This window comes from Nonomuraea mangrovi (assembly GCF_042681425.1).
Classification (GTDB): domain Bacteria; phylum Actinomycetota; class Actinomycetes; order Streptosporangiales; family Streptosporangiaceae; genus Nonomuraea; species Nonomuraea mangrovi.
Genome location: NZ_JBHUFV010000061.1, coordinates 155,036 through 178,205 on the forward strand (window position 1 = coordinate 155,036; position 23,170 = coordinate 178,205).

General features: G+C 70.5%; 25 protein-coding genes and 1 tRNA gene. 17 read left to right on the plus strand and 9 right to left on the minus strand.

The window, feature by feature from the left end; translation table 11 throughout:
* The first annotated feature begins 4 nt into the window (after positions 1–4).
* Both ACFSKW_RS39705 and ACFSKW_RS39710 read left to right on the plus strand, forming a co-directional pair.
* Entirely contained in the window at positions 5–766 is a 762-nt protein-coding gene (locus tag ACFSKW_RS39705; protein WP_379578955.1) for a hypothetical protein, read from the plus strand.
* Between the two features lie 97 nt (positions 767–863).
* The gene (locus ACFSKW_RS39710; RefSeq protein ID WP_379578956.1) at positions 864–1,673 is read left to right on the plus strand and encodes a serine/threonine-protein kinase; all 810 of its coding nucleotides are present in this window, start codon (positions 864–866) and stop codon (positions 1,671–1,673) included.
* A 90-nt stretch (positions 1,674–1,763) separates the two neighbouring features.
* Here ACFSKW_RS39710 and ACFSKW_RS39715 read toward each other — a convergent pair whose 3' ends face one another.
* Genes ACFSKW_RS39715 through ACFSKW_RS39725 form a run of 3 tightly spaced genes read right to left on the minus strand, consistent with a single transcriptional unit; the run spans position 1,764 to position 4,101 of the window.
* Positions 1,764–2,867 (minus strand): DUF5685 family protein, encoded by a 1,104-nt coding sequence (locus ACFSKW_RS39715; protein WP_379578958.1) that lies wholly within the window; start codon positions 2,865–2,867, stop codon positions 1,764–1,766.
* Between the two features lie 50 nt (positions 2,868–2,917).
* Entirely contained in the window at positions 2,918–3,661 is a 744-nt protein-coding gene (locus ACFSKW_RS39720; protein ID WP_379578960.1) for a lysophospholipid acyltransferase family protein, read from the minus strand.
* Between the two features lie 29 nt (positions 3,662–3,690).
* Positions 3,691–4,101 (minus strand): VOC family protein, encoded by a 411-nt coding sequence (locus tag ACFSKW_RS39725; protein ID WP_379578962.1) that lies wholly within the window; start codon positions 4,099–4,101, stop codon positions 3,691–3,693.
* A 259-nt stretch (positions 4,102–4,360) separates the two neighbouring features.
* Between ACFSKW_RS39725 and dhaK the strand changes: the two genes are divergently transcribed.
* The 3 genes from dhaK to dhaM all read left to right on the plus strand — a co-directional run bounded on the left by dhaK (position 4,361) and on the right by dhaM (position 6,646).
* Positions 4,361–5,353 (plus strand): dihydroxyacetone kinase subunit DhaK, encoded by a 993-nt coding sequence (gene dhaK / locus ACFSKW_RS39730; RefSeq protein WP_379578964.1) that lies wholly within the window; start codon positions 4,361–4,363, stop codon positions 5,351–5,353.
* Positions 5,353–5,967: a dihydroxyacetone kinase subunit DhaL gene (dhaL, locus tag ACFSKW_RS39735; protein WP_379578966.1), complete on the plus strand. Its 615-nt coding sequence runs from the start codon at positions 5,353–5,355 to the stop codon at positions 5,965–5,967. The genes dhaK and dhaL overlap by 1 nt, the downstream gene beginning before the upstream one ends.
* 268 nt (positions 5,968–6,235) lie before the next feature.
* Positions 6,236–6,646: a dihydroxyacetone kinase phosphoryl donor subunit DhaM gene (dhaM, locus tag ACFSKW_RS39740; RefSeq protein WP_379578967.1), complete on the plus strand. Its 411-nt coding sequence runs from the start codon at positions 6,236–6,238 to the stop codon at positions 6,644–6,646.
* Between the two features lie 40 nt (positions 6,647–6,686).
* Here the strand turns inward: dhaM and ACFSKW_RS39745 are convergent, their stop codons facing one another.
* Positions 6,687–8,339 (minus strand): thiamine pyrophosphate-binding protein, encoded by a 1,653-nt coding sequence (locus ACFSKW_RS39745; protein WP_379578968.1) that lies wholly within the window; start codon positions 8,337–8,339, stop codon positions 6,687–6,689.
* A complete protein-coding gene (locus ACFSKW_RS39750; RefSeq protein ID WP_379578970.1) occupies positions 8,336–9,097 on the minus strand; it encodes a cyclase family protein in 762 nt (253 codons plus the stop codon). Before ACFSKW_RS39750 ends, ACFSKW_RS39745 begins: the two co-directional genes overlap by 4 nt.
* Positions 9,098–9,202: 105 nt before the next feature.
* Between ACFSKW_RS39750 and ACFSKW_RS39755 the strand changes: the two genes are divergently transcribed.
* Both ACFSKW_RS39755 and ACFSKW_RS39760 read left to right on the plus strand, forming a co-directional pair.
* Positions 9,203–9,901 (plus strand): VIT1/CCC1 transporter family protein, encoded by a 699-nt coding sequence (locus ACFSKW_RS39755; protein WP_379578972.1) that lies wholly within the window; start codon positions 9,203–9,205, stop codon positions 9,899–9,901.
* A gap of 33 nt (positions 9,902–9,934) precedes the next feature.
* Positions 9,935–11,269, plus strand: coding sequence for a M14 family zinc carboxypeptidase (locus tag ACFSKW_RS39760; protein WP_379578974.1), 1,335 nt, complete (start codon positions 9,935–9,937; stop codon positions 11,267–11,269).
* A 6-nt stretch (positions 11,270–11,275) separates the two neighbouring features.
* Here the strand turns inward: ACFSKW_RS39760 and ACFSKW_RS39765 are convergent, their stop codons facing one another.
* The 3 genes from ACFSKW_RS39765 to ACFSKW_RS39775 are packed head-to-tail and all read right to left on the minus strand — an operon-like array spanning position 11,276 to position 12,596.
* On the minus strand, positions 11,276–11,530 hold the full coding sequence (locus ACFSKW_RS39765; RefSeq protein ID WP_379578976.1) for a Smr/MutS family protein: 255 nt from the start codon (positions 11,528–11,530) through the stop codon (positions 11,276–11,278).
* A complete protein-coding gene (locus tag ACFSKW_RS39770) occupies positions 11,527–12,135 on the minus strand; it encodes a hypothetical protein (RefSeq protein WP_379578978.1) in 609 nt (202 codons plus the stop codon). The genes ACFSKW_RS39765 and ACFSKW_RS39770 overlap by 4 nt, the downstream gene beginning before the upstream one ends.
* 32 nt (positions 12,136–12,167) lie before the next feature.
* Positions 12,168–12,596 carry a CBS domain-containing protein gene (locus ACFSKW_RS39775; RefSeq protein ID WP_379578980.1) on the minus strand — a complete coding sequence of 143 codons (429 nt, stop codon included), beginning with the start codon at positions 12,594–12,596 and terminating at the stop codon, positions 12,168–12,170.
* A 148-nt stretch (positions 12,597–12,744) separates the two neighbouring features.
* Here ACFSKW_RS39775 and ACFSKW_RS39780 point away from each other — a divergent pair, with 148 nt between their 5' ends.
* Both ACFSKW_RS39780 and ACFSKW_RS39785 read left to right on the plus strand, forming a co-directional pair.
* Positions 12,745–14,139, plus strand: coding sequence for an aminopeptidase P family protein (locus tag ACFSKW_RS39780; protein WP_379578982.1), 1,395 nt, complete (start codon positions 12,745–12,747; stop codon positions 14,137–14,139).
* 119 nt (positions 14,140–14,258) lie between these two features.
* Positions 14,259–14,332 (plus strand) — tRNA-Met (locus ACFSKW_RS39785).
* Between the two features lie 77 nt (positions 14,333–14,409).
* Here ACFSKW_RS39785 and ACFSKW_RS39790 read toward each other — a convergent pair.
* Positions 14,410–14,727: an SDR family NAD(P)-dependent oxidoreductase gene (locus tag ACFSKW_RS39790; RefSeq protein ID WP_379578984.1), complete on the minus strand. Its 318-nt coding sequence runs from the start codon at positions 14,725–14,727 to the stop codon at positions 14,410–14,412.
* A 173-nt stretch (positions 14,728–14,900) separates the two neighbouring features.
* On the opposite strand from ACFSKW_RS39790, the gene ACFSKW_RS39795 reads away from it, so the two are divergent.
* From ACFSKW_RS39795 to ACFSKW_RS39830, 8 genes are read left to right on the plus strand one after another with little or no spacing between them, the layout of a single operon-like run.
* Complete coding sequence (locus ACFSKW_RS39795) at positions 14,901–15,692, plus strand: MlaE family ABC transporter permease (RefSeq protein WP_379578986.1); 792 nt, start codon at positions 14,901–14,903, stop codon at positions 15,690–15,692.
* Positions 15,692–16,546, plus strand: a complete 855-nt coding sequence (locus tag ACFSKW_RS39800; RefSeq protein ID WP_379578988.1) for an ABC transporter permease — start codon at positions 15,692–15,694, stop codon at positions 16,544–16,546. The genes ACFSKW_RS39795 and ACFSKW_RS39800 overlap by 1 nt, the downstream gene beginning before the upstream one ends.
* A 3-nt stretch (positions 16,547–16,549) precedes the next feature.
* Complete coding sequence (locus ACFSKW_RS39805; RefSeq protein ID WP_379578990.1) at positions 16,550–17,569, plus strand: MCE family protein; 1,020 nt, start codon at positions 16,550–16,552, stop codon at positions 17,567–17,569.
* 1 nt (position 17,570) lies between these two features.
* Positions 17,571–18,629 (plus strand): MCE family protein, encoded by a 1,059-nt coding sequence (locus ACFSKW_RS39810; protein ID WP_379578992.1) that lies wholly within the window; start codon positions 17,571–17,573, stop codon positions 18,627–18,629.
* The gene (locus ACFSKW_RS39815) at positions 18,629–19,654 is read left to right on the plus strand and encodes an MlaD family protein (protein WP_379578994.1); all 1,026 of its coding nucleotides are present in this window, start codon (positions 18,629–18,631) and stop codon (positions 19,652–19,654) included. The genes ACFSKW_RS39810 and ACFSKW_RS39815 overlap by 1 nt, the downstream gene beginning before the upstream one ends.
* Positions 19,651–20,709 (plus strand): MCE family protein, encoded by a 1,059-nt coding sequence (locus ACFSKW_RS39820; RefSeq protein WP_379578996.1) that lies wholly within the window; start codon positions 19,651–19,653, stop codon positions 20,707–20,709. The genes ACFSKW_RS39815 and ACFSKW_RS39820 overlap by 4 nt, the downstream gene beginning before the upstream one ends.
* Complete coding sequence (locus tag ACFSKW_RS39825; protein ID WP_379578998.1) at positions 20,706–21,734, plus strand: MCE family protein; 1,029 nt, start codon at positions 20,706–20,708, stop codon at positions 21,732–21,734. The genes ACFSKW_RS39820 and ACFSKW_RS39825 overlap by 4 nt, the downstream gene beginning before the upstream one ends.
* Positions 21,731–23,149, plus strand: coding sequence for an MCE family protein (locus ACFSKW_RS39830; RefSeq protein ID WP_379579000.1), 1,419 nt, complete (start codon positions 21,731–21,733; stop codon positions 23,147–23,149). Before ACFSKW_RS39825 ends, ACFSKW_RS39830 begins: the two co-directional genes overlap by 4 nt.
* Positions 23,150–23,170: the final 21 nt, after the last annotated feature.

The window sequence follows — 23,170 nt, forward strand, 5'->3', positions numbered from 1 at the left end:
TGGTATGGCCGAGCGCACCCGCGTACTGAAGTCAGGCGAGTCGATGAACCCCGGCGACCGGATCCTGTCGCGCAAGACCGCGCAGGGCTGGAGGGAGTTCAAGCTGGAGTATCAGACCGACGGCAATCTCGTCCTCTACGACCAGGGCACGCTCCCGAGCGACAAGAACGGCAGGCCGCTGTGGGCCACTGACCACTGGATACCCGGCGGGAGGCTCACCATGGAGCGCAACCGCTCGCTCGGCATCAGGAACGCGGCCGGCGCGGTGTGGCCCGAGCCCGCCTTCCGCCACCCCGAGGGCTCCTGCCTCGTCCTGCACGACGACGGCAACCTCGTGATCTACGGCCCCGACGGCAGGCCCGTCTGGTCGCCGTGCACCGGCACCGAGATCCGGCAGGCCTCCTACAACAGGATCAGAAGCTTCGAGTCCATCGAGCAGGGCTTCCCCATCCGCTCCCCCAACGGCCAGCACTCGCTGGAGCTCACCGACAAGGGCGTGCTGACCCTCTTCTCCGGCGCCACGCCCCGCCGCCGCGCCAGGATGTCCTCCCCTGAGCGCGGCAGCGTCTGCCTCCTGCAGCCCGAGGGCACGCTGGTCGTCTACCGCGCGGCCCGCGACCGCAGGCGCCACCTGGTCTCCTTCCGGTCCGCTACGGCAGGCGTGCCGGGCGCCGAGCTGGTGCTGCGCGACGACGGCAACGCGGTCCTGCTGGACCCGTCCGGCACAGTGATCTGGGACTCGGACTCAACGTTCTTACCCCTCTGACCTGCACCCTCATAAACACGCATATATCTAGATCAGCCGAGGCGGCATATCCTTCGCGATCATTTGACATCATTACCCCTAGCGACGAGGGGATGACATGCGGGAGATCGGCGGGCGATACCGGCTTGGCGAGCAGGCAGGCCGTGGCGGGATGGGCGTGGTATGGCGCGCGTTCGACCAGCTTCTGCACCGTGAGGTGGCGCTGAAGGAGCTGACGTTGGTCGGCGAGGCCGAGGCGGTGCGCAGGCGCGTGCTGCGCGAGGCCAGGCTGGCGGCGCGGCTGACCCATCCGAGCATCGTCACCGTCCACGACCTCGTCGAGGAGCAGGGGCGGCTCTGGATCGTCATGGAGTACCTGGAGGGCCTGTCACTGCACGATCTGCTCTCCCAGGTCGGCACCCTGCCCGACACCTCCGTCGCGGGCCTCGGCCGCCATCTGCTGGGCGCGCTGCGGCACGCCCACAAGTCGGGCGTCCTGCACCGCGACGTCAAGCCCGCCAACGTCATGCTGACCGGCGACAGGGTCGTCCTGACCGACTTCGGCATCGCCACCGCCGAGGCCGACCTGAACTCCACGCGCTCGGGCGGCCTGCGCGGCACTCCCGCCTTCATGGCGCCCGAACGGCTCTCCGGCGGCATGGCCACCAAGCAGGGCGACATGTGGTCGTTCGGCGCGACGCTCTACAGCGCGGTCGAGGGGCGCCCACCGTACCCGGGCAAGGACGCCGCCGGCGTGCTCGACCTGCTCCGCCAGGGCGGCTTCCCCCGGCCGCGCAGGGCGGGGATGCTGCGCCCGCTGATCGAGGGCCTGCTCCACCACGATCCGGCCCGCCGCCCCTCCCCCGAACGCGCCGCGGGCATGCTGGCCGGCGTCCGCGCCCCTGGCAGCTACCAGGAAGCCATCTGACGGCCGAGCCGCCTCAGGCGGTCACGCCCCCAGGCAGTCACAAGGAAGCGATCGCACAGCCCTGCCGCGCGCCACGCGGCGGGGCTCGTTTCAGCAGTCGCAGGAGCAGCCGTCGCAGCAGCAGCCGTCGCCGCAACAGCCGTCCTCGCCGCAGCACGAGCAGTCGCAGTTGCCGCAGGCCTCGCAGCCGCTGCAGTCGAGCCGCGAGCAGCACCCACGTTCGTGTTCCTCGTCCCATTCGGGCCGGTACAGGCCGCAGGTGCAGCAGCTCAGCGTCGTGCACGCCAGCGACAGCAGCCCTCCAGGGTCAGGCGGCCGCTGTCGGGTCCTTTCGGGGCTTTCCTGTTCGGCCTCGGAGAAGGCGCGGGTGACCGAGTGCCCGAGCTCCTTGACCAGCAGCGCCCGCACCAGCCCGCGCCGTTCCAGGTCGAGCTCGTCCACCGCCAGTCCCAGGCCTAACAGGGCGTCGTCGCAGTGCCTCCTGGCGGTCACCAGGTCCGTGGCCGTGGCGGTCAGCGGGTTGTAGGCGCCGGACGCGCGGTCGCGGGGCAGATCCTCCACCGCGTCCAGCAGGTGGGCCAGGCGGCCGAAGAAGCGGCCCGCCTCCTCCAGCGCCTGCGTGTTGTGGGGCTTGCCCGCCAGCACCGCCGTATGCGCGAAGGCGGCGGCGACGGCGGCCTCCGTCGGCGCCGTCAACTCCAGCAGCGTCAGGCCCGGCGTGCGTTCCAGCCTGGTCTGCTCCTCCACCGCCGCCGTCAACGGCCCTGGGTCGAATCCGAGCGTCCCCGCCGTACGGGAGCCCGCCAGCGACCACCGGGCGGCCACGCGCTCGGCGGCCGCGGCGACCAGCCGGCGGCCGTAGACGCCGTCGCCGTCGGCGACGTGGTCGCGCATCTTGCCCGCCGCGAGGACCAGCGAGACCGACGCCGCCAGCCGTACGCCCTGAGCCTCGACGACGTCCGCGCCCTTGAACCCGCGCAGCGCGCACGCGCCCGCGCGCCTGCGCGGGGCGGCGTCGGGAGTCTGCGCCTCGGTCAGGACCGAGACCAGCAGTCCGTCGTAGTTGGTGACCAGCCTGGAGGCGTGGCCGTGCTCGTCGCGCAGGGCCAGGCACAGCCCGCACAGGTGCGCCAGCCACTGCTTGAACAGCCCACCGCACAGCACATGGCGGCATGGACGGACGATCCCAAACATTCGACCCCTTTGGTACGGCTGGCAGACAGCCTCCCAGAAGATCGCTGACGCTAGTCCTTGCCGCGGCGTTCGGCCTCGGCGGCGTCCATGGCCGCGGCCTCCTCGGGCGTGGGGGCGGTGCCCCCGAGATGGGCGGGCTGCCACCACACGCCCGCCGGGATCTCCGGATAGGTCCGCTGCGCCCTGTCGACCAGCTCCGACATGCTGGTGTGCAGCCGGGTGGTCAACTCGGCCATGTCGTCGCCGCGCTTGGGGTACATCGGCTCGCCCACCAGGATCGTGAGCGGCACATGGCGCTGGGTGAGCTGCTTGGGCCTGCCCTTGGTCCACAGCCGCTGGCTGCCCCACAGCGCCACCGGGATCATCGGCACCTTGGTGGCCTGCGCCATGCGGATGGCGCCGTTCTTGATGTCCTTGACGGTGAAGGAGCGGCTGATCGTCGCCTCGGCGAACACGCCGACGATCTCGCCCGCCTTCAGCATCCGCAGCGCGGTTGCGTAGGAGCCCGCGCCCGCCCCCCGGTCGACGGGGATGTGGTGCATGCCGCGCATGAGCGGGCCGGAGATGCGGTGCTTGAAGACGTCGTCCTTCGCCATGAAGCGCACCAGCCGCTTGGACGGCAGCGCGGCCAGGCCGGCGAAGATGAAGTCGAGATAGCTGATGTGGTTGCTGACCAGCACCGCCCCGCCGGTCCGCGGAATGTGCTCGGTCCCCTCCATGTGGAAGCGGTAGTCCATGATCCGAAAGAGGGTCCGCGCGGTGGCGATCACCGGCGGATACACGATCTCAGCCATGTGCAGAAGGTAACGCACTCACCGAGCGCTCAGCACAGGCAGAACTCGTTGCCCTCGGGATCGGCCATGACCACGTGGTGGCCGTCGAACACCTCCACCCGCCTGCCGCCCGCGGCGACCAGTCGCTCCACCGCCTCGGTGACCACCGCCCAACGCCCGTCCTCGACGCCCTCCGAGACGCGCACGTCCAGGTGCAGCCTGATCTTCTGCAGCTTCGGCTCCCTGACCTGCTGCAGGAACAGGCTGGGATTGACGCCCTTCGGGTCGTGCAGCCACGCGCCGTCGTCCTGGTCGTCCTCCGACAGGTCGAACTGGGCCAGCCACTCCTGCCTCGTCTCGTACGGCGGAGGCGGCGGCTCGTCCTCGTAGCCCAGCGCGAGCTTCCAGAACGCGGCGAGCCTCGTCGGGTCGGCGCAGTCGAGGGTCAGGCCGATTCGCATGCGCCGACCGTATCCCCTGCCACCGACAGTTCTCCGGCTCGCGTCCCGTGTCCTCATCCGGCCAGCGGATCGCCCGCAGCTGGACGGTGTGCCAGGTGTCCGGCCAGGTCAGAGCCATGATGTGGCGAACGGGGCCGGAGCAGGCACTCCTGGACAGCTCCCTGAACTCCACGTCAAGATTGCGGTAAAGCGGCGCTTCGCCCCGCATCCAGGCGTAAAAGGGAAAAGGGGTCAGCGTGGAACGGGCAGGAGGGTGCGCGTGAAGAAGCTCATCAACAACGCCGAGTCCGTGGTCGCCGAGGCGCTGGAGGGGCTGGCCGCGGCCCACCCCGCCCTCCGGGTCGATGTGGAGGGGCGGGTCGTCTGGCGGGCCGACGCCCCTCGAACGGGCAAGGTCGCGCTGGTCTCCGGCGGCGGCTCGGGACACGAGCCGCTGCACGCGGGCTTCGTCGGGCACGGCATGCTCGACGCCGCGTGCCCCGGCGAGATCTTCACCTCGCCGGTGCCCGACCAGGTCGTCGAGGCGACCAGGCGCGTCGACGGCGGAGCCGGCGTGCTCCATGTCATCAAGAACTACACCGGCGACGTCATGAACTTCGAGATGGCCGCCGAACTGTGCGCCGATGAGGGCGTGACCGTCTCCAGCGTCGTGGTCGACGACGACGTGGCCGTCCAGGACTCGCTCTACACCGCCGGACGCAGGGGCACCGGCGCCACGCTCTTCGTGGAGAAGATCGCGGGGGCGCTGGCGGAGAGCGGCGCCACGCTGGCGGAGACGACCAGGGTGGCGGGGGCGGTGGTGGCGCGCAGCAGGTCGTTCGGCATCGCGCTCACCTCCTGCACCGTGCCCGCCGCGGGCAAGCCCACGTTCGACCTGCCCGAGACGGAGGTCGAGCTGGGCATCGGCATCCACGGCGAGCCGGGCCGCTCCCGCCTGCCCCTGGCCCCGGCGCGCGAGCTGGCGACCGTCGCGATGGACGCGATCCACGGTGACCTCCCGCTGGCCGGCGACCTGCTCGTCATGGTCAACGGCATGGGCGGCACCCCGCTGATCGAGCTCTACGTCGCCTTCGCCGAGGTCGAGCGCTACGTCAGGGCGAAGGGAGCCCGCGTGGCCCGCTCCCTGGTCGGCAACTACGTCACGAGCCTCGACATGCAGGGCTTCTCGGTCACCGTGTGCAGGCTCGACGCGGAGCTCACGCGGCTGTGGGACGCCCCCGTGCAGACGCCCGCGCTGCGCTGGGGGCGCTGATGGACGTCGCGTTCTTCAGGGCGTGGATCGAGGAGATCGTCCGCGTGCTCTCGATCAACCGCGACCTGCTGACCAGGCTCGACGCCGCCATCGGCGACGCCGACCACGGCACGAACCTCGACCGCGGCTTCACTTCCGTCCGGCAGGCGCTGGCCGAGACCCCGCAGGAGACCCCTGGACAGCTGCTCACCCTCGTGGGCACCACGCTGATCCGCAGGGTCGGCGGCGCGTCGGGCCCCCTGTACGGCACACTGTTCCGCCAGCTCGGCAAGTCGCTGGGCGAGGCGAGGGAGGTGTCGCTCGACGAGCTGGCCGCGGCCTTCACGGCGGCGATCGAGGCGGTGAAGCGGCTCGGCAGGGCGGCGGAGGGCGACAAGACGATGGTCGACGCCCTGGCGCCCGCGTCGCGCGCGCTGTCGGCGGCGGCCGAGGACGGGATCAAGCCCGACGACGCGCTGGAGCGGGCGGCGGTGGCGGCGGCCGGGGGTGCCAAGGCGACCATTCCGCTGCAGGCGCGCAAGGGCAGGGCGAGCTATCTCGGCCCTCGAAGCGTCGGCCACGAGGATCCCGGCGCCGCCTCGGCCGCCCTTCTGATCGCCGCCCTGCGCCCATGACCGCCGGGCCGGTGCGCAGAAGATCGTCTGCCGGCTCGGACGGCCCGCACCCCTCGGACAACGCGAAGGACGCCGACCGCCCGAACCGCGGCGTCCCGAACCACGGCGTCCCGAACCACGGCGTCCCGGACGACGCGGGCCGCGCGAAGCACATGGGCCGCGCCAAGGACACGGGCCGCACCGTCGACGTGGGCCGGCCCGATGACGCGGGCCGCCGGCAGGTTCGGGCTGGTCCGTGGGTCGGCTCGTCCGGGATGGGAGGCTGCGGGTGGTCGCACGGCAGGTGGAGGCGGGAGTGAGCGGCGTGGTGGGAATCGTCCTGGTGTCGCACAGCGCCGCGCTGGCGTCCGCGGCGGCGGCGCTGGCCAGGCAGATCGCCGGGCCGGAGGCCATGGTGGCGGCGACCGGAGGCACCGAGGACGGCGGGCTCGGCACCAGTCTCGACCTCATCGAGGAGGCCGTGGCCGAGGTGGACGCCGGCGCGGGCGTGCTCCTCGTTCCCGACCTGGGCAGCTCGGTCCTGACGGCGAAGCTGCTGGAGGAGCCCGGACAGGTGGTGCTTGCCGACGTGCCGTTCGTGGAGGGCGCGATCGCCGCGGCCGTCTGCGCCGCGGCGGGCGCGCCCCTCGCCCAGGTGCTGGCCGCCGCCGAGGAAGCCTGGGTCTACCGCAAGCTCTGAGAGCCCGCGAGCGTCCGGAGCCGGCCGACGTCCCCCGAGGTCAGTGCCCTCGGAAGGCCTCCTCCAGCCACCACGACCCATGCCCCGCGCTGACCTTGGCGTGGACGAGCAACGGCCGGTCCCTCGGCCCTTCGAGCCATGACGTCACCGCGGCCAGGTCGCCCCTCTCCCTCACGGTCACCGCCGCGCAGCCGTACCCTCTGGCGATCTCGGCCAGGTCGACGGCGGGGAAGGTGACGGTGTCGAGCGGATGCCCCGAGGGTCCGAAATGGTGCACCTCGGCCCCGTAGGCCTCGTCGTCGTAGACCACGACCACCATCGGCAGCCCGAGACGCACCACGGTCTCCAGCTCCGCGATCCCCATCAGCGCGCCGCCGTCGCCGAGCGCCGCCACCGGAAGCCTGCCGGGCAGCGCGACCGCCGCGCCGATCGCGCCGGCCAGGCCGAGGCCGATGGACTGGAAGGCCTGTGTGAAGCAGAACCCCCGTTCATCCGGGACATCAAGGAACATCGCCGGATATCCCATGAAATTTCCGGAGTCGGTGGCGACGACGCGGTCGGCGGGCAGCCGGTCGTCCAGCTCGATCGTGAGCGTCCTCGGGTCGATCCTGCCCTCCCCGCTCTCGTCCTTGTACGGCACGCCGCGCCAGCGCACCTCCCCCGCGATCCGGGCGGCCAGCTCGGGCGTCCGCGCGCCCGCCCGCGAGGGCAGCTCGCCGAGCGCGGACTCGACCGCCCTGGCCACCCACGCGACGTCGCCCACGACGCCCAGGTCGACGCTCCTGTGCGCGCCGATGGCGTCGCGTTCGTGGTCCACCTGGACGACCATGGCACGAGGCCCGATGAGCTTGCCGTGCCTGGTCGTCCACATGTTGAGGGCGCAGCCCCACCCCACCAGCACGTCCGCGCCCGCGATCAGCTCGGCGGCCGCCGGCGAGGAGAAGCCCCCGCTGATGTCGAGGTCCCACGGGCTGCCCCTGAACAGCCCCTTGGCGACCGCCGAGGTGGCCAGCAGCGCCCCGACCCGGTCGGCGAGGGCCTCGAGCTCGTGCCGGGCGTGCCTGGCGCCGCGTCCGGCCACGAACACCGGTCGCTGCGCGCCGGCCAGCAGCTCGGCCAGCCGCGCCGTGTCGTGCTCGGAGGGCAGCTCGGGCATGACCGCTGCGGCGGCACGGGCGCTTCGGACGACGATCTCCCCCGCCTCGTCCCAGTCGCCGGGCTCCTCCTGCACGTCCAGGGGCAGGTTGAGCAGCACGGTCCGGCCCGCGCGCGCCGCACGGAAGGCTTCGACGGTGTCCTCGACGGCGGTCGGCGCCGAGCGGACCCGCAGCGGCGTCGCGCCGACGGCCCTGGCCATCGCGTCCTGGTCGATGTGGAAGTTCGAACGGGCCTGTGTCGCCTCGCCCGCCAGCACGATCAGCGGCGTGCGGCTCTTGGCCGCCTCGGTGATGCCGGTCATCGCGTTGGTGAGCCCCGGGCCCTGGTGCACCGACAGGACGCCGACGTGTCCGCTCATGCGCGCGTAGGCGTCGGCCATGGTGGCGGCGCCGCCCTCGTGGCGGGCCGCGACGAAGCGCGCACCGTGGGCCACGAGGGCGTTGGTGACGTGGAAGTTGCCGCTGCCGACCACGCCGAAGACCGTCTCGACGCCCAGTCCTGCGAGCACCCGGCCGACGAGCGTGGCGACGGTCATCGTTCGACCAGCGCCAGCACGCGGACGGGGCTGCCCGAGCCACCGACGATCGGCAGCGGCGGCGCGACCACGACGCTGCCCGTGGGCGGGAGCTTGTCGAGGTTGCGGAGCTGGGTCAGGCCGTACTTGCCGGCACCGAGCAGGAACGAGTGGCAGGGGAAGGCGGGGTCGAAGGAGTGGGCGGCGCCCGCGTCGGTGCCGACGGTCTCGACGCCGACGCCGAGGATCGGCGCCTCCTGCGCCAGCCAGCGGGCGCACTCGACCGAGATGCCGGGCGAGTGGCCCTCGTTGAGGAAGTCGGCGGCGCTGTCCGACCTGGCGTCCCAGCCGGTGCGGTAGAGGAGCCAGCCGCCCTCGGGCAGCGGACCGTTGACCCGCTCCCACTCCTGGACGTGCTCCACCTGGAGCAGGAAGTCGGGATCCTTGGAGGCCTCCGCGGCGAAGTCGAGCATGGCGGCGGGCGCGAGCAGGCGCTGCACGGGGACCTGCGAGACGTCCTGGCCGTCGCGGCTGGTCACCCAGTGGACGGGAGCGTCGAAGTGGGTGCCGGTGTGCTCCCCCGTGTGGATGTCGTTCCAGTACCAGGCGGGCCCGCGGTCGTCGTAGTGGCTGATCTCCTCCAGGCGGAACGGGATCGTGTTCCCGAACGGCTCGGGTAGCTGCAGGATCGGCGTCCGGTCGGAAAGGGGCGCGGTCAGGTCGACGACCTCGATGCCGCCGGTGCGCACGCTCTCCAGGAAGTTTCGCAGGATCGACATGCTCGCATCATTCCCCACTGCCCGGCTCCTGCCCATTGACATGTGCCGATCATGTGATGAAGCATCTGCTACTTCGCAACAAATGTTACAAATGGGAGGCACGTCGTGACTGCGGAACTGCACCGGCACCACCGCGACGTCACGGGCGGCTGGCTCAGGCCCGCGGTCTTCGGCGTGATGGACGGCCTGGTCTCCAACTCCGCGCTGCTGGCCGGCGTGGTCGGCGGCGGCGCGTCGACGACGGCCGTCGCGATCGCCGGGCTGGCGGGCCTGGCGGCAGGTGCGTTCTCGATGGCGACGGGCGAGTACACCTCCGTCGCCTCCCAGCGGGAGCTGACCTTGGCCGAGATCGCCGTCGAGCGCCGGGAGATCGCCCGCAACCCCGAGGCGGAGGAGCGGGAGCTGGCCCTGGTGTTCGAGTCGCGCGGGCTGACTCCCGAGCTGGCCAGGCAGGTGGCCGGCCAGCTCCACCAGGACGGTGAGGTGGCGTGGCGAGTGCACGCGCGCGAGGAGCTCGGGGTCGACCCCGACGACCTGCCCTCGCCGTGGGTGGCGGCCGGCTCGTCGTTCCTGGCCTTCGCCGCCGGGGCGCTGATCCCGGTGCTGCCGTTCCTGTTCGGCCTGTCATCGGTGCTGGTGGCGATCACGCTCACCGGCCTCGCGCTGTTCGCCACGGGTGCGCTGGTCGCCCGCCTGACCACCAGGTCGCCGCTGTTCGGCGGCGCCCGCCAGCTCGTCCTCGGCACGGCCGCGGCGGCCCTGACGTACGGCATCGGCGCTCTCGTGGGAGCCGCGATCTCCTAGGCGCGATTCGCCTCTTTATCGGCATACTGGGGTGTGCTCGACGAACTCCACTCCGTGCCGGAATACGACCGATTCGCCACCGTGGACGAGGTTCACGAGTGCCTGACCAGACTGGCCGCCGACCACCCCGGCGTGGCAGGGCTGCGCCGCATCGGCACCTCCCGCCTGGGCGATCCGCTCCTCTGCCTGACCCTGGGCGAAGGACCGCGCCACGCCGTCGTCGCCGCGGGACCGCATCCGAACGAGCCCATCGGCGGCCTCACCGTGATGCACCTGGCCACGCGCCTGTGCTCCGACCAGGGGTTCCGCGAGTCGACAGGCTTCACCTGGCACCTGATCGGCTGCCTCGACCCCGACGGCACCAGGCTCAACGAGGGCTGGTTCGCAGGCCCCTTCACCAAGGCCCACTACGGCAGGCACTTCTACCGCCCCGCGGCCGACGAGCAGGTGGAGTGGACCTTCCCCTTCAGCTACAAGCGCGCCTACTTCGACAGGGTGCTGCCGGAGACGCTGGCCCTCATGCGGCTGATCGACGACACCAGGCCCGCCTTCTTCACCACCCTGCACAACGCCGAGGCCGGCGGCGCGTTCTACTACCTCACCAGGGCCCTCCCCCCGCTCCAGGCGGCGTTGAAGGACCTGCCGGGCAGGTACGGCGTGCCGCTGCACGCGGGCGAGCCCGAGCACCCCTCCGTCCGCGAGCTGGAACAGGCCGTCTACCTGGCGCCCGCGATGGAGGACTACTACGACTACCTGGAACGCCTGGGCCAGGATCCCACCGAGCATCTGACCGGCGCGGCCAGCGACTCCTACATCAGGAGGTACGGCACGCTCGGCCTCATCGCCGAGGTCCCCTACTGGACGGACGCCTCGGCGGCCGACACCACGCCGACCGACACGCCGTACAGGGACCTGGTGCTGCGCAGGGGCGCGGACGTGCGCGACACCTTCGCCGCGCTCGACGAGATCATGGCCGCGGTCTCGGGCGACCTGGTCACGCGCTCGCCGTTCCTGTCGGCCAGCAGGTCCTTCATCCCCATGCTCGCCGGCATCGCGGCTACCGACGAGCACCGCGCGGGCGCGCCGGAGAACGACAGGCCCGCGACCGTGGCCGAGGTGGCCTCCTGCCGCGACCTGCTCAACAGCGTGCGCCTGCGGTTCGGCGGCATGCTGCTGCGGGCGCTGGACGGCGAGCTGGCCGTCGGCAACGCCACGCCGACGATCCGCTCGCACACCGCCGCTCTGGCCGCCACCTACGCCGAGTGGTGCGCCGAGGCCGAGGCGGCCGGTTCGGAGAAGGCGATCCCGATCCACGACCTCGTGGCGATCCAGTACGGCGCGATCCTGCTCGGCGCCGCCCACGCCTGAGACGCCCTACTTGTGGCGGAAGTACACGAAGAGTCGTCCGTGGTTCTTGGCGTCCTTGTCGATGCGGTGGTAGAGCGCCTTGATCTCCTTCTGGTCGAGGAAGCGCAGCACCTTCTTCTTGAGCTGCCCGCTCCCCTTGCCGGGGATGATCTCCACCTCGGTGGCCCGTGTGCGGATGGCCTCGTCGATGATCCCGCGCAGCGCCCTGTCGATCTGGTCGCCCTTGTTGTAGATGTCGTGCAGGTCGAGTTTGAGTTTCACAGCCTCACCCATGGTCCACAGCCCCCGCTCTGGAAGGCCTTGTCGGTTGCCTCGATGGTGACGGTGGCGGGGCCTGTGGGCATCCCGCTGGTGATCACGTCGCCGGGGTCGCCTCCCGTGCCCTTCAGCCGTGCCCAGTAGCACAGCGGCTGCCCCGGGGCGGGGCCGTCGGTCTTGTAGGTGCCCGGCTGGATGTCGGTGCCGACCACCTGCAGCCCGCTGCCGGGCGGAGTGCCGCCCGAGGTGGGCTGCTGTCCCGAGGTCGGGTTCGCGGAGGGGGGCCGGCTCACCTGCGTCGTCGGAACGCCGTCCGCCGGAGGGCTGGCCACGAGGCCACCGTCGCCGGTCCCCGTGGACGCGCCTGTGGATGCGCCCGTGGATGCGCCCGTGGGAGTGCCCGTGGGCGCGCTTGTCGGCGTCTCCGTCGGGCTTTCCATGGTCACGGTCATCTCCGGCGCCGAGTACGGCGCCGCCGCGGGCTCGGACGAGCCGAGCCCGGCGAAGAATCCGATGAGGAAGCCCAGGATCCCGGTCAGCCCCGAGGCGAGCAGGATCAGCGTCGGGCTGTTCGACGCGCGCGGTGGCGGGGGGTGGCCGTACGTCACGGAGACAAGCGTGCCATGTCCCCCGCCTCCGGTCAGCGGTGCAGGTAGTCGACGAGTGACGCCTTCTCCGTTTCGAGCTGCTCGATGGTGCTCTTCACCACGTCCCCGATGCTCACGATGCCGACCAGCCGTCCCGCGTCCAGCACGGGCACGTGCCTGATGCGGTGGTTGGTCATCGTCCTGCGCAACTCGTCGACATTGGAGTCCATCTGGCAGGTGCGCACCTCGGCCGTCATGATCTGCGAGACCGGCGCGTCCAGGATCGCGGATCCCGTGTCGTGGAGCCTGCGCACGACGTCGCGTTCGGACACGATGCCGGCGATCATCGAGTCGTCTTCGCAGACCACGACCGCGCCGATGTTCAGCTCGGCGAGCACGGCCAGCAGTTCTCGTACCGTGGCGCTCGGGGGTACCGTCGCCACATCTGATCCCTTGCTCCGCAAGATCGTTCCGATCAGCATGGACCACCACCTCGGCTGTAGGTACCCCTGACTCTCCCCTCAGCGCGCTCAGGCCAATCATGAGCCAGGCTGATTTTCCCGTTAGGGTGCTGGAGGGCGTGAGAGCCGTAGCATGTGAAATACCACCTCCTATCCCCAGGGATCCGCCATGTCCGAAATGCTCAATACCGGCAGCCACGATCTGCCCATCACCGACGAACTGGCCGCCTTCATGGAAACGGGCTGGGCGGACACCCGCCACACCGGCCTGGAGCCGCTTCCCGTCGCGCCGTGGGCGGCCAAACGGCGGGCCGCGCTCGCCGCCCGGTTCCCCGGTGAGCGGCTCGTCATCCCCTCGGGCTCTCTGAAGGTGCGCAGCAACGACAGCGACTACCGGTTCAGGACGCACAGCGCCTTCGCCTATCTGACGGGTGACACCGAGCCCGACGACGTCCTGGTCGTCGAGCCGACCGGCGAGGCGGTGCTCTACCTGCGCCCGCGCTCGCCGCGGGCGGGCAGCCAGGAGTTCTACCGCGACAGGCGCTACGGGGAGTTCTGGGTCGGCCGCCGCCCCGACCTGGCCGAGGCGCGCGAGCTCTACCAGGTCGAGTGCGCCCACATCGGCGAGCTGTCCCTCGATGGCCCCGCGCGGGTCCTGCGCGGGGTGGACGCCTCCGTGGACGCGAAGGTCGCGCGGGGCGAGGGCGACGTGGAGCTGGAGCGCTTCCTGTCGGAGATGCGGCTGGTCAAGGACGAGTGGGAGGTCGCCGAACTGCAGTTCGCGGTCGACGCGACCACCCGTGGGTTCGAGGACGTGGTGCGGGCCGTGCCGGCGGCCCTCGGCTCGCGGCGCGGCGAGCGGTACCTGGAGGGGATCTTCGGACTGCGCGCGCGCCTGGAGGGCAACACGGTCGGCTACGACAGCATCGTCGCCTCGGGCGCACACGCCAACGTGCTGCACTGGATCCGCAACGACGGGCGGCTGGACTCCCGCGACCTGCTGCTGCTGGACGCGGGCATCGAGACCGACTCGCTCTACACCGCCGACATCACCAGGACGCTGCCGCTGTCCGGGCGCTTCTCGCCGGTCCAGCGGCAGGTCTACGAGCTGGTCTACGAGGCGCAGAACGCGGCCATCGACACGCTGCGCCCCGGCGCGCGCTTCCGCGACTTCCACCTGGCGGCGATGCGGGTCATCTGCGAAGGGCTGCACGCGTGGGGCGTCCTGAAGGACTCCCCCGACAGCCTCATCGAAAGCGGCCTCTACCGCCGCTACACGGTCTGCAGCAGCGGGCACATGCTCGGCCTCGACGTCCACGACTGCGCGAAGGCCAGGGCCGAGAGCTACCTGGACGGCGTGCTGGAGGAGGGCCAGGTCCTGACCGTCGAGCCGGGCCTCTACCTGCAGTCCGACGACCTGACGCTGCCCGAGGAGTTCCGCGGCATCGGCGTGCGCATCGAGGACGACCTGGTCGTCACCGCCGACGGCGCCAGGCTGATGTCGGCAGGACTGCCCCGCCACCCCGACGAGGTCGAGGGCTGGATGTCCACCCTGCTCGGCTGACCCCCGCGAACGCGGCGCCTCTCCGGGCGCCGCGTGGCCACCGGCCCCGGCGTCCCCGGCCACCTCGCGAACGGCCGGGCTCGAGCACGCCGGGGAGCTGATAGTGTTGAACATGTCGACGCGGGGTAGAGCAGCTCGGTAGCTCGTTGGGCTCATAACCCAAAGGTCGCAGGTTCAAATCCTGTCCCCGCTACTTCTGGAAGGCCCGGCCGTTCATACGGCCGGGCCTTCCGCTTTCCCCGGGGTTTCCGCACTCCCGTGGGCCTCGGTTCAGCGAGGCGTCGGCAGGACGGCCGGCTCGCAGACGTAGGAGTCGGCAGGGACCGCCGGCAGCCACACGATCATCGACGCCAACATCCTGGGACTGATGCACGCCTGCGCGTCGTACGGCCTGCCGAACGCCGCCCTGATCTCGCGCAGCCGGTCCGTCGCCGTCGCGGCGGGGTAGGCACTCGTGACCCGCACCCCGTTGCCCGCCTCCTCCTGGCGCAGCGAGTCGGCCGGCTCCCGCAGCGCCGCCTTGCTGCCGACGAACGCCGACCAGCCCGGCACGGCCCGCATCCCCGGCGAGGCGCTGACCGGCACCATATGGCCGCGCGAGTTTTCCACCCGAAGGTCACGGAGCAGTTACATTTCGTGGTGGGCTGACAACCTGTGAGCTGCGCCTCATACCTTTTCCTCAAATTCCGCTGGAAGCATCGACTTACTGGACTACCCGTCAGTAAGGTGACTGATCCATAGTCGAGCCTCCCGAGGTGGTCATGGCGCTGACCGGGTACGTGGGCCGCAAGGCCGGAAGCGTGCTGGGCCAGGTGGGCGAGCTGTTCGTGATCGTCCTCGAGGGCCTGCGCCGTACCTGGGACATCAAGACGTGGTGGTGGGAGTTCATCACCCAGTGCTGGTTCCTGGCCCGGGTGACCAGCGTTCCCGTGCTGCTGGTCTCACTCCCCCTGGGCGCGACCGTCGCCCTGCAGGTGGGTGAGCTGGCCTGGCAGCTGGGCGCCTCCTCCGCCACGGGCAGCGCGGTCTTCGTCGGCCTGGTGCGCGAGGTGGCGCCGATGGCCAGTGCCCTGCTCATCGCGGGCGCCGGGGGCAGCGCGATGACCTCCGACATCGGCGCGCGCCACATCCGCGACGAACTGGCCGCGATGGAGGTCATGGCGGTCAACCCGATCCACCGCCTGGTCACGCCGCGCATGTGGGCGGCCAGCACGGTCGCGGTCTGCCTGGCCCCGCTGGTGATCGTGGCGGGCGCGACGGGCGGCTACTTCTTCAACGTGGTCGTGCAGGGCGTGACCCCCGGGGCGTACTTCGACGGCGCCCTGTCGCTGGTGGTGACGACCGACCTGATCGTGACGCTGTTCAAGGCGTGGGTGTTCGGCTTCATCGCCGCCGCCGTGTCCTGCTACATGGGGATGACCTGTGCCACCAGCCCCGTCGGCGTGGGCCGCGCGGTCAACAAGGCGACCGTCGTCACGTTCATGCTGGTCTTCGCGATGAACTACGTGATCACCGCGATCTACTTCCTCGCCTTCCCCCCGAAGGTGCTGTGATGGTCACCCGTACGGCGGGCCTGCGCCTGGCCGGGGCAGGCAGGGAGGCGAGCGAGCGCTTCGCCCGCCTGGCCGACTGGCCGCTGTTCATCTGGAAGGTGCTCTTCTACTCCGTCCGCGACGTGATCCTGCGCCTGAAGTACCTCAAGGTCGTCCTGCGCCAGGTCAGCGACGTGGTCGTGGGCGTCGGCGCGACCGTCATCGGCGGCGGCATGATCTTCGTGGTCTTCACGATGGCCTTCGTCGTGGGCGCCACCGTCGGCCTGCAGGGCTATCAGGGCCTGCAGGCGATCGGCGCCGAGTCGTTCATGGGCCTGGTCGGCAGCTTCGCCAACGTCCGCGAGATCACCCCGATCATCGCGGCGGTCGCGCTGGCCGCGCAGGTGGGTTCCTCGTTCACCGCGGAGCTCGGCGCGATGCGGATCTCGGAGGAGATCGACGCGCTGGAGGTGATGGGCATCAACGCCTTCACCTACCTCATCTGCACCCGCGTGGTGGCCGCGCTGATCGCGCTGCTGCCGATCTACCTGATCGCGCTGTTCGCCAGCTTCTTCGCCACCCGGCTGATGTGCACGGTGCTGTTCGGGATGGCGCCGGGCGTCTACGACTACTACTTCTACATCGGCCTGCCGGTGAGCGACATCGTCTACAGCGTGATCAAGGTCGCGGTCTTCGCCTTCGTGGTCATCGTCATCCACTGCTACTACGGCTTCTACGCCACGGGCGGCCCGGTCGGCGTCGGCGTGGCCGCCGGGCGCGCGATCCGCCAGTCGATCGTCACGATCGTCCTGCTCAACCTGTTGCTGTCGTTCCTGTTCTGGGGGGACGGCAGCGGCGTGAAGCTGACGGGGTGAGCCATGGGCCGTAACGAGCTGTCCCTGCCGGCCCGCATGGCCGTGGCTCTGATCCTGGTCCTGGTCCTGGTCGCGGCGGGGTTCTTCCTCGTGCGTGGTGTCACGGAGGTCAGCGGCACCAGGATCCAGGCGGTGTTCGGCCGCGCGGGGCAGGGCATGGACACCAACTCCCCCGTCAAGATCCGCGGCATCACCGTGGGCGACGTGACCGCGGTCGATTTGAACGGCAAGGGCCAGGCGGTCGTCACCATGCACATCCAGCCGGGGGTGCGGCTGCCGCAGACCACGGTCGCCTCCATCGAGCCGACCTCCGTGTTCGGCCCCAAGTTCGTCGACCTGCGGCTCGGCTCCGGTGAGGTACGCGGCCCCTACCTGGGAGCGGGAGCCGTGATCACCGACACGGAGGAGCCGCTGGACCTGTCGGACTCGCTCGGCGACGCCTACAGGGGCCTGGACGCGGTGGATCCCCGCGAGGTCACCGTCATCGTGCACACGATCGCCAAGGGCCTGGAAGGCAAGGGCGAAACGATGCGGGAGCTCGTCGACGACGCGGGCACCGTGGTCGGCGTCGCGCACAGGCATCGCGAGCGGGCCAGAACGTTCCTGCGCGACACCGCCGCCCTGTCGGCCGGCCTCGCCGACAAGGGCGACGAGATCGTCTCCATCGCCTCCGACGTCAACACCGTCACCCCCGGCCTGCTGGAGCGGGCCGAGAAGGTGCGTGTCCTGCTCGACCAGATCTCCGACGTCTCCGAGCTCGGCGCCCACGGCCTGCGCAAGCACCGCGGGAACCTGCGCGAAGGCGTGCACTCGGCCGAGCGCGTGGCCGCGCTCATCTACGCCCAGCTCGGCCTGGCGGGCGACGGCGTGCGCGGCGTGACCAGACTGGTGGACCTGCTCAACAAGCTGATCGAGGCCCCCGGCCCTGACGGCAGCCGCCAGCTCCAGGTGGAGGCGTTCGTCGCGACCGACATCTGCGAGCTGATCGTGGGCTCCTGCGGCCCGACCGACGGAAGGCGCTGAGATGGCCGCCTCCAGAGAACGTGTCGTCCGCCGCTGGACGCTCCTGCGCTTCGGCCTGTTCTTCGCCGTCACCGCCTCGCTGATCGTCGTGCTCGCCGTACAGATCGCCAGGGTCAGCACGGGCGCGGGATATCCGCTGGTCGCCACGTTCGACGACGTGTCGGGGCTGATGGAGGGCGACCAGGTCAAGATCGCAGGCGCTCCCGTCGGCCAGGTCAGGTCCATCAAGGTCGTGAACGGCAGGGCCGAGGTGACGCTGGAGGTCCAGGAGGCGGTGCGGATCCCCTCCGACAGCGAGGCCGCCATCAGGTGGCGCAACGCCGTCGGGCAGCGCGTGGTCTACCTCGTCCCCGGCACGGCACCCGACAAGCTCGCGCCGGGCGCCCGCATCGCCCGCACCGCCTCGGTCGTCGACATCGGCGAACTCGTCAGCGACCTCGGCCCGCTCACCAGAAGCCTGGACCCTGAGCAGATCAACCAGCTGCTGACCGCCGCGGGCAGGGCGCTGGAGGGCAACGACAAGAACATCCCCCGCCTGCTCGACAACGTCAACGACATCACCGGCACGGTCAACCAGCGCAAGGAGCTCATCCGCCAGTTGCTGAAGGACTACGCCACCGTCACGGGCGTGGTCGCCAAGCGCGACAAACAGATCGCCACGCTGGTCGACAACCTGGTCACCCTCTCGGAGTCGTTCGCCGACAACCGCGAGCTGATCGACGCGTCCCTGGTGGAGCTGTCGACGACCTTCCACGTCTCCAACGAGGTCCTCGGCAAGAACGCCGAGGAACTCGGCGCGGTCACCGACACCCTCGCCAGGCTCACCGCAGGCATCCGCCGCAACGTGGACAAGGTCGACAGGACGGTGAACACCATCCAGCCGTTGTTCAGCCGTGCCTACTCCAGCGTCAACCGCGGCCACTACTTCATCTCGGCCGTGCCGTGCGTGGCCCTGGGGCCCTCGCCCTGCCCCTATCCCATGGACACGCCGCCGCCGCTGCGGGAGAGCCTGAAGATCCAGAGCTCCAAGGACCTGCGCAGGCTCATGGTGGGTGACTGATGGCGCTGAAGTCGTTCCGCGACAGAAACAAGATCGTCGTCGGGCTGGTCTCCCTCGGCGTCCTGGGCTCGCTGTTCGTCGGCACGTTCCTGGTCGGCACGCTCGGCCTCTTCGAGGGCGGCTACCACATGTCGGGGATCTTCGTCGACTCCGGCGGGCTGAAGACGGGCAACGACGTGCGGGTGGCGGGCGTGCGCGTCGGCGAGGTGACCGAGGTACGGCCCGACTACTCCCAGGGCCACGTGGTGGTCACCTGGAAGGTCGACAGCGACGTACGGCTCGGCAGGAACACCAGGGCCGACATCACGCTGTCCAACCTGCTCGGCGGGCGGTACGTGAAGCTGACGGGCGCGGTGGCGGCGCCGTACCTCGACGAGCTGCCCGAGGCGCAGCGAACGGTCCCCGTCGAGCGCACCGGCACCCCTGTCCTGATCAACGACGCCCTGAAGGACGCGACCAGGCTGGTGGACAAGCTCGACACCAAGGCGGTCGACAAGCTCCTCACCGAGCTGGCCAAGGTCGACCTCGCCAAGCGGGGACGGGTGACGCGGCTGCTGAAGAACATCGGCGACCTGTCGGACACGATCAGCAAGAGTCAGCCCGACCTGCGCAAGCTCCTCGACAACGGCACCAGGATCATGGACGTCCTCGAGAAGAAGGACAAGCAGATCGGGCGGCTCATCGACGCGATCGAGATCATGCTCGACGAGCTGCGGGCGCGCAGGGCCGAGCTGCGCACGCTGCTGGGAGAGGGCAGCGCCCTGGTCTCCAGCACCACCAGCCTGATCGTGGAGCACGAGAAGAGCCTGGTGGACACCCTCGAGAACACCAGCGCGATCACCACGAAGCTGACGGGGAGCAGGGAGAAGTTCAACTCGGTGCTGGGGTGGGCGGGGCCGACGTTCGCGGGGCTGGCGACGATGGGCGGCCAGGGGCCGTGGATCGAGGCCATCGCCACCGGGCTCGGGCCGATCAACCCCGAGGTGCTGGCCGCGATCGCCAAGGACAGGAAGAACGACCGATGACCTCCGGCACCCTGGACGTCCGGGCCCTCGCGCGACGCGGGACGGCGGTGCTCGTGATGATCGTCATGCTCGCCGCCACCGGCGGGTGCTCACTCCTCGGCCCCGCCCCCTACCATCTCGTCGCGATCTTCTCCAAGGCCCCCAGCCTCTACGAACAGGCCAGGGTCAAGGTGATGGGCCTCGACGCGGGCACCGTCGAGAAGATCACCATCGAGGGCGACAGGGTGCGGGTGGAGATGTCGGTCCACCCCGAGATCCCCCTGCCCCGGGACGTCAAGGCCGTCGTCGCCCCGCAGAACACCCTCGGCGAGCGCAACGTCGTCCTCTACCCTCCGTGGAAGCCCGGGCAGCCGAAGATCGCCCCAGGCGCGGTGATCCCCCTGGAGCGCACCGACCTGCCCGTGGAGATCGACGACGCCCTCGACGCCTTCACCAAGCTCACCGACGCCCTCGACACCGACAAGCTCGGCGACGTGGCGGGCGACCTCGCCGACGGCGTGAGGGGCCGTGGCAAGACGATCAACAACGCGCTCGCCGACACCGCTGAGCTGACCGACACGCTCGCCGCGCAGGACGAGCAGCTCATCGACCTGGCCAAGGGCCTCAACAGGCTGGCCACCAGCCTCAACAAGCGCGAAGGCCAGGTCACCAAGACGATCGACGCCTTCGCCGAGGCCAGCGCCACGCTGGCGGAGGAACGCCGGCGGCTGCGCGGGTTCATCTCCGGCATGGCCGAGTTCGTACGGCGGGGCGACGTGCTCATCGAGGCCTACCAGGAGCGCCTGCCCCAGGGCATCGCCACGCTGTCGGAGATGGTCCTCACCGTGCGCGCCAACAGCGAGCGGATGGCGCAGACGATCAAGGGCGCGGCGGACTTCGCCGACGTGATCATCGACGCGTGGGACAGGGACCAGCACGTCCTCAAGATCCGCGTCGTGCTGAACGCCATGACCAGGGCCTGGCTGGCGCCCCTGTTCGATTCGCTCAACCTGCCCAAGCTGACATGCCTGCCGGGCGGGCTCAGCAACTGTCCCTACGAGCGGGGGAAGCGATGAGAGTCGGACACGCCGCGCTCGCCCTGGCCCTCACCACCTCGGGGTGCACGCTGCAGACGATCGGCGCGACGCAGGGCGAGCTGACGGTGTCGGCGACGTTCTCCGACGTGCAGAGCCTGGTGGTGGGCCACAGCGTGCAGATCTCCGACGTCAGGGTCGGCACCGTCACCGACGTGCGGCTGGACGGCTACCGGGCCAAGGTGACGATGGCGATCCAGCAGGACAAGCGGATCCCCGTGGGCACCAGCGCGACGGTGGCCAAGACCTCGATCCTGGGCGAGAACTACGTGCTGCTCAAGCCGCCCAAGGGCAAGGATCTGACCACCGGGCCCTTCCTGGCCGGCGGCGCCACCATCACCGACACCAGCGTCGAGGCCGACATCGAGCAGGTCACCGCCAAGGCGGGCCCGCTGATCGAGGCTCTCGGCGCCCAGGACGTCAACGCCATCCTCGACGCCGCCTCCACCGCCTTCGAGGGCAAGGGCGACGACCTCAACAAGCTGATCAGGCAGACCGCGCAGGTCACCGACAGCTACGCGGCCGCGCGAGCCGACATCGCGAGCACCATCGAGGGGCTGGCCAAGCTCGGCGACCAGCTCGCCAAGGGGAACGAGGAGCTGGACAGGCTCCCCGGCACGCTCGCCGCCGCCACCGACAGGGTCAAGCACGGCCGCAAGCACATCAAGAAGGCGATCGTCGCGCTGACGAAACTGGCGAAGGAGGCGAATGTCACCGTCTACCCGCGCCATGCGGCCAGGCTCCGTACGCTGCTTCGTGAGGTGGACGCCATCAGCGCGTCGATGCTGCGCGGCAAGGAGGACCTCAAGACGCTGATCACCAGGATGCAGGCCTACATCGACCTCCCGCCGATCACGGTCAACGGCCAGGTGCTGATCTACATCTGGCTGAAGGGCCTGCTGCTGCCGAAGAACAAGGGCATCATCCCGAACACGCCGAACGTCGACCCGGGCCCGCAGCCCAACCGCAAGGACGACTTCCGCCTGCTGTGGGAGCCGCCGCGATGAGACCCCGCATCTACCTCAACCTGGTCTTCTTCGCACTGCTGGGCCTCGTGATGACGGTCTGGGCGTTCAGCACGATCATCAAGCTCGACGTGATCACCCGGCCCTACAGGGTCTCGGCCGAGTTCGTCTCCTCTCCCGGCCTCGTGCGCGGCTTCGACGTCGCCTACCTCGGCGTCCGCGTTGGCAAGATCGGCGACGTACGGCTCGCGCCCGGCAGGATCGTGGTCGGGCTCGACATCGACAGGGAGATCAGGCTCCCCAGGGCCAGCACGGCGGAGGTGCGGCGCAAATCGGCCATCGGCGAGCCGTACGTGGAGCTGTCACCGCCCAAGACCGGCGTGGGCGGGCCGTCGCTCGCGCCTGGCGACGTGATCCCGCTGGCCAGGACGACCGTACCGCTCGACTACAAGAAGCTGTTCGAGGGCGTGGGCAAGCTGCTCGAGGCCGTCCCCGCCAAGGACGCCAAGACGATCACCCACGAGCTGGCGGTGTCCCTGGACGGCCGGGCGCCGTCCATCAGGAGCATCATCGACGACGCCCACGGCCTGACCGACACCCTCGCCGACAACTCCAGGACACTCGACGAGCTCGCGGTGCAGCTCACCCAGCTCACCGGCACGCTGGCCGGCCGTAAAGACAAGCTGGCCGCGGGCATCACCGATCTGGCCACGGTGACCGGATCGCTGCGCGAGTCCCGCAAGGACCTGTACGCCTTCCTCGACAACGGGCCGGGCGTGTTCGGGCAGATCGACACCCTGCTCAGGACGGCGAGGCCCGGCTTCTCCTGCGCGCTGACGGCCGCGGGCCTGCCGCACCGGCCGATCTTCTCCGCGGCCACGGAACGCAACCTCAACCACCTGCTGCGCAGCGTCCCGACCGCGCTCAGCCTGGCCGACGACATCAGCGACAAACGCCCCGACGGCACCGTGTACGGCAAGTCGACGTTCATCTTCAGCGTTCCCGGCGGTCCGCAGCCGGCCGAGGAGTACGAGAACCCCATCGGGCCGCCGAAGATGGCGCCGCTGCTGAAGTGCCCGAGGCACGCGCCGGTCGCCACGGTGGACTTCACGCAGGACAGGGGCCCGCACGAGGGCAACGGCAGCCCCACGTCCCCCGCGGACGGCCGGCAGGCCGAACCCTCCGCCGACGCGGACAGGACCGGCTCGGGCGAGGCGGAGACCGAGACCGACGCGCAGGCCAAGGGGAAGGCCGAGGCGAAGTCCGGGGCCGATGAGAGCCTGCCCGAGGCCACCGACCCCTCTGCCGCCGCCGCTCAGGACCAGCCCACCCTCACCGCCACCTCGCAGAACCTCGCACCGCTCGTCATCGCGATCCTCCTGGCACTCGTCGTCTGCGGCGGCGTGCTGGGCTGGGTCGCGGTGGGGCGGTCCTCTCGCCGCCGCGGAACGGAGTGACACTTGACATCCTCCCCACGG

Excerpts from the sequence above, each read along its gene's own strand:
- ACFSKW_RS39705 (WP_379578955.1), top strand. The coding sequence starts at position 5 with ATGGCCGAGCGCACCCGCGTACTGAAGTCAGGCGAGTCGATGAACCCC.
- ACFSKW_RS39710 (WP_379578956.1), top strand. The coding sequence starts at position 864 with ATGCGGGAGATCGGCGGGCGATACCGGCTTGGCGAGCAGGCAGGCCGT.
- ACFSKW_RS39715 (WP_379578958.1), bottom strand. The coding sequence starts at position 2,867 with ATGTTTGGGATCGTCCGTCCATGCCGCCATGTGCTGTGCGGTGGGCTG.
- ACFSKW_RS39720 (WP_379578960.1), bottom strand. The coding sequence starts at position 3,661 with ATGGCTGAGATCGTGTATCCGCCGGTGATCGCCACCGCGCGGACCCTC.
- ACFSKW_RS39725 (WP_379578962.1), bottom strand. The coding sequence starts at position 4,101 with ATGCGAATCGGCCTGACCCTCGACTGCGCCGACCCGACGAGGCTCGCC.
- dhaL (WP_379578966.1), top strand. The coding sequence starts at position 5,353 with ATGGACGTCGCGTTCTTCAGGGCGTGGATCGAGGAGATCGTCCGCGTG.
- ACFSKW_RS39745 (WP_379578968.1), bottom strand. The coding sequence starts at position 8,339 with ATGACCGTCGCCACGCTCGTCGGCCGGGTGCTCGCAGGACTGGGCGTC.
- ACFSKW_RS39750 (WP_379578970.1), bottom strand. The coding sequence starts at position 9,097 with ATGTCGATCCTGCGAAACTTCCTGGAGAGCGTGCGCACCGGCGGCATC.
- ACFSKW_RS39775 (WP_379578980.1), bottom strand. The coding sequence starts at position 12,596 with ATGCTGATCGGAACGATCTTGCGGAGCAAGGGATCAGATGTGGCGACG.
- ACFSKW_RS39780 (WP_379578982.1), top strand. The coding sequence starts at position 12,745 with ATGTCCGAAATGCTCAATACCGGCAGCCACGATCTGCCCATCACCGAC.
- ACFSKW_RS39790 (WP_379578984.1), bottom strand. The coding sequence starts at position 14,727 with ATGGTGCCGGTCAGCGCCTCGCCGGGGATGCGGGCCGTGCCGGGCTGG.
- ACFSKW_RS39795 (WP_379578986.1), top strand. The coding sequence starts at position 14,901 with ATGGCGCTGACCGGGTACGTGGGCCGCAAGGCCGGAAGCGTGCTGGGC.
- ACFSKW_RS39800 (WP_379578988.1), top strand. The coding sequence starts at position 15,692 with ATGGTCACCCGTACGGCGGGCCTGCGCCTGGCCGGGGCAGGCAGGGAG.
- ACFSKW_RS39805 (WP_379578990.1), top strand. The coding sequence starts at position 16,550 with ATGGGCCGTAACGAGCTGTCCCTGCCGGCCCGCATGGCCGTGGCTCTG.
- ACFSKW_RS39810 (WP_379578992.1), top strand. The coding sequence starts at position 17,571 with ATGGCCGCCTCCAGAGAACGTGTCGTCCGCCGCTGGACGCTCCTGCGC.
- ACFSKW_RS39815 (WP_379578994.1), top strand. The coding sequence starts at position 18,629 with ATGGCGCTGAAGTCGTTCCGCGACAGAAACAAGATCGTCGTCGGGCTG.
- ACFSKW_RS39820 (WP_379578996.1), top strand. The coding sequence starts at position 19,651 with ATGACCTCCGGCACCCTGGACGTCCGGGCCCTCGCGCGACGCGGGACG.
- ACFSKW_RS39825 (WP_379578998.1), top strand. The coding sequence starts at position 20,706 with ATGAGAGTCGGACACGCCGCGCTCGCCCTGGCCCTCACCACCTCGGGG.
- ACFSKW_RS39830 (WP_379579000.1), top strand. The coding sequence starts at position 21,731 with ATGAGACCCCGCATCTACCTCAACCTGGTCTTCTTCGCACTGCTGGGC.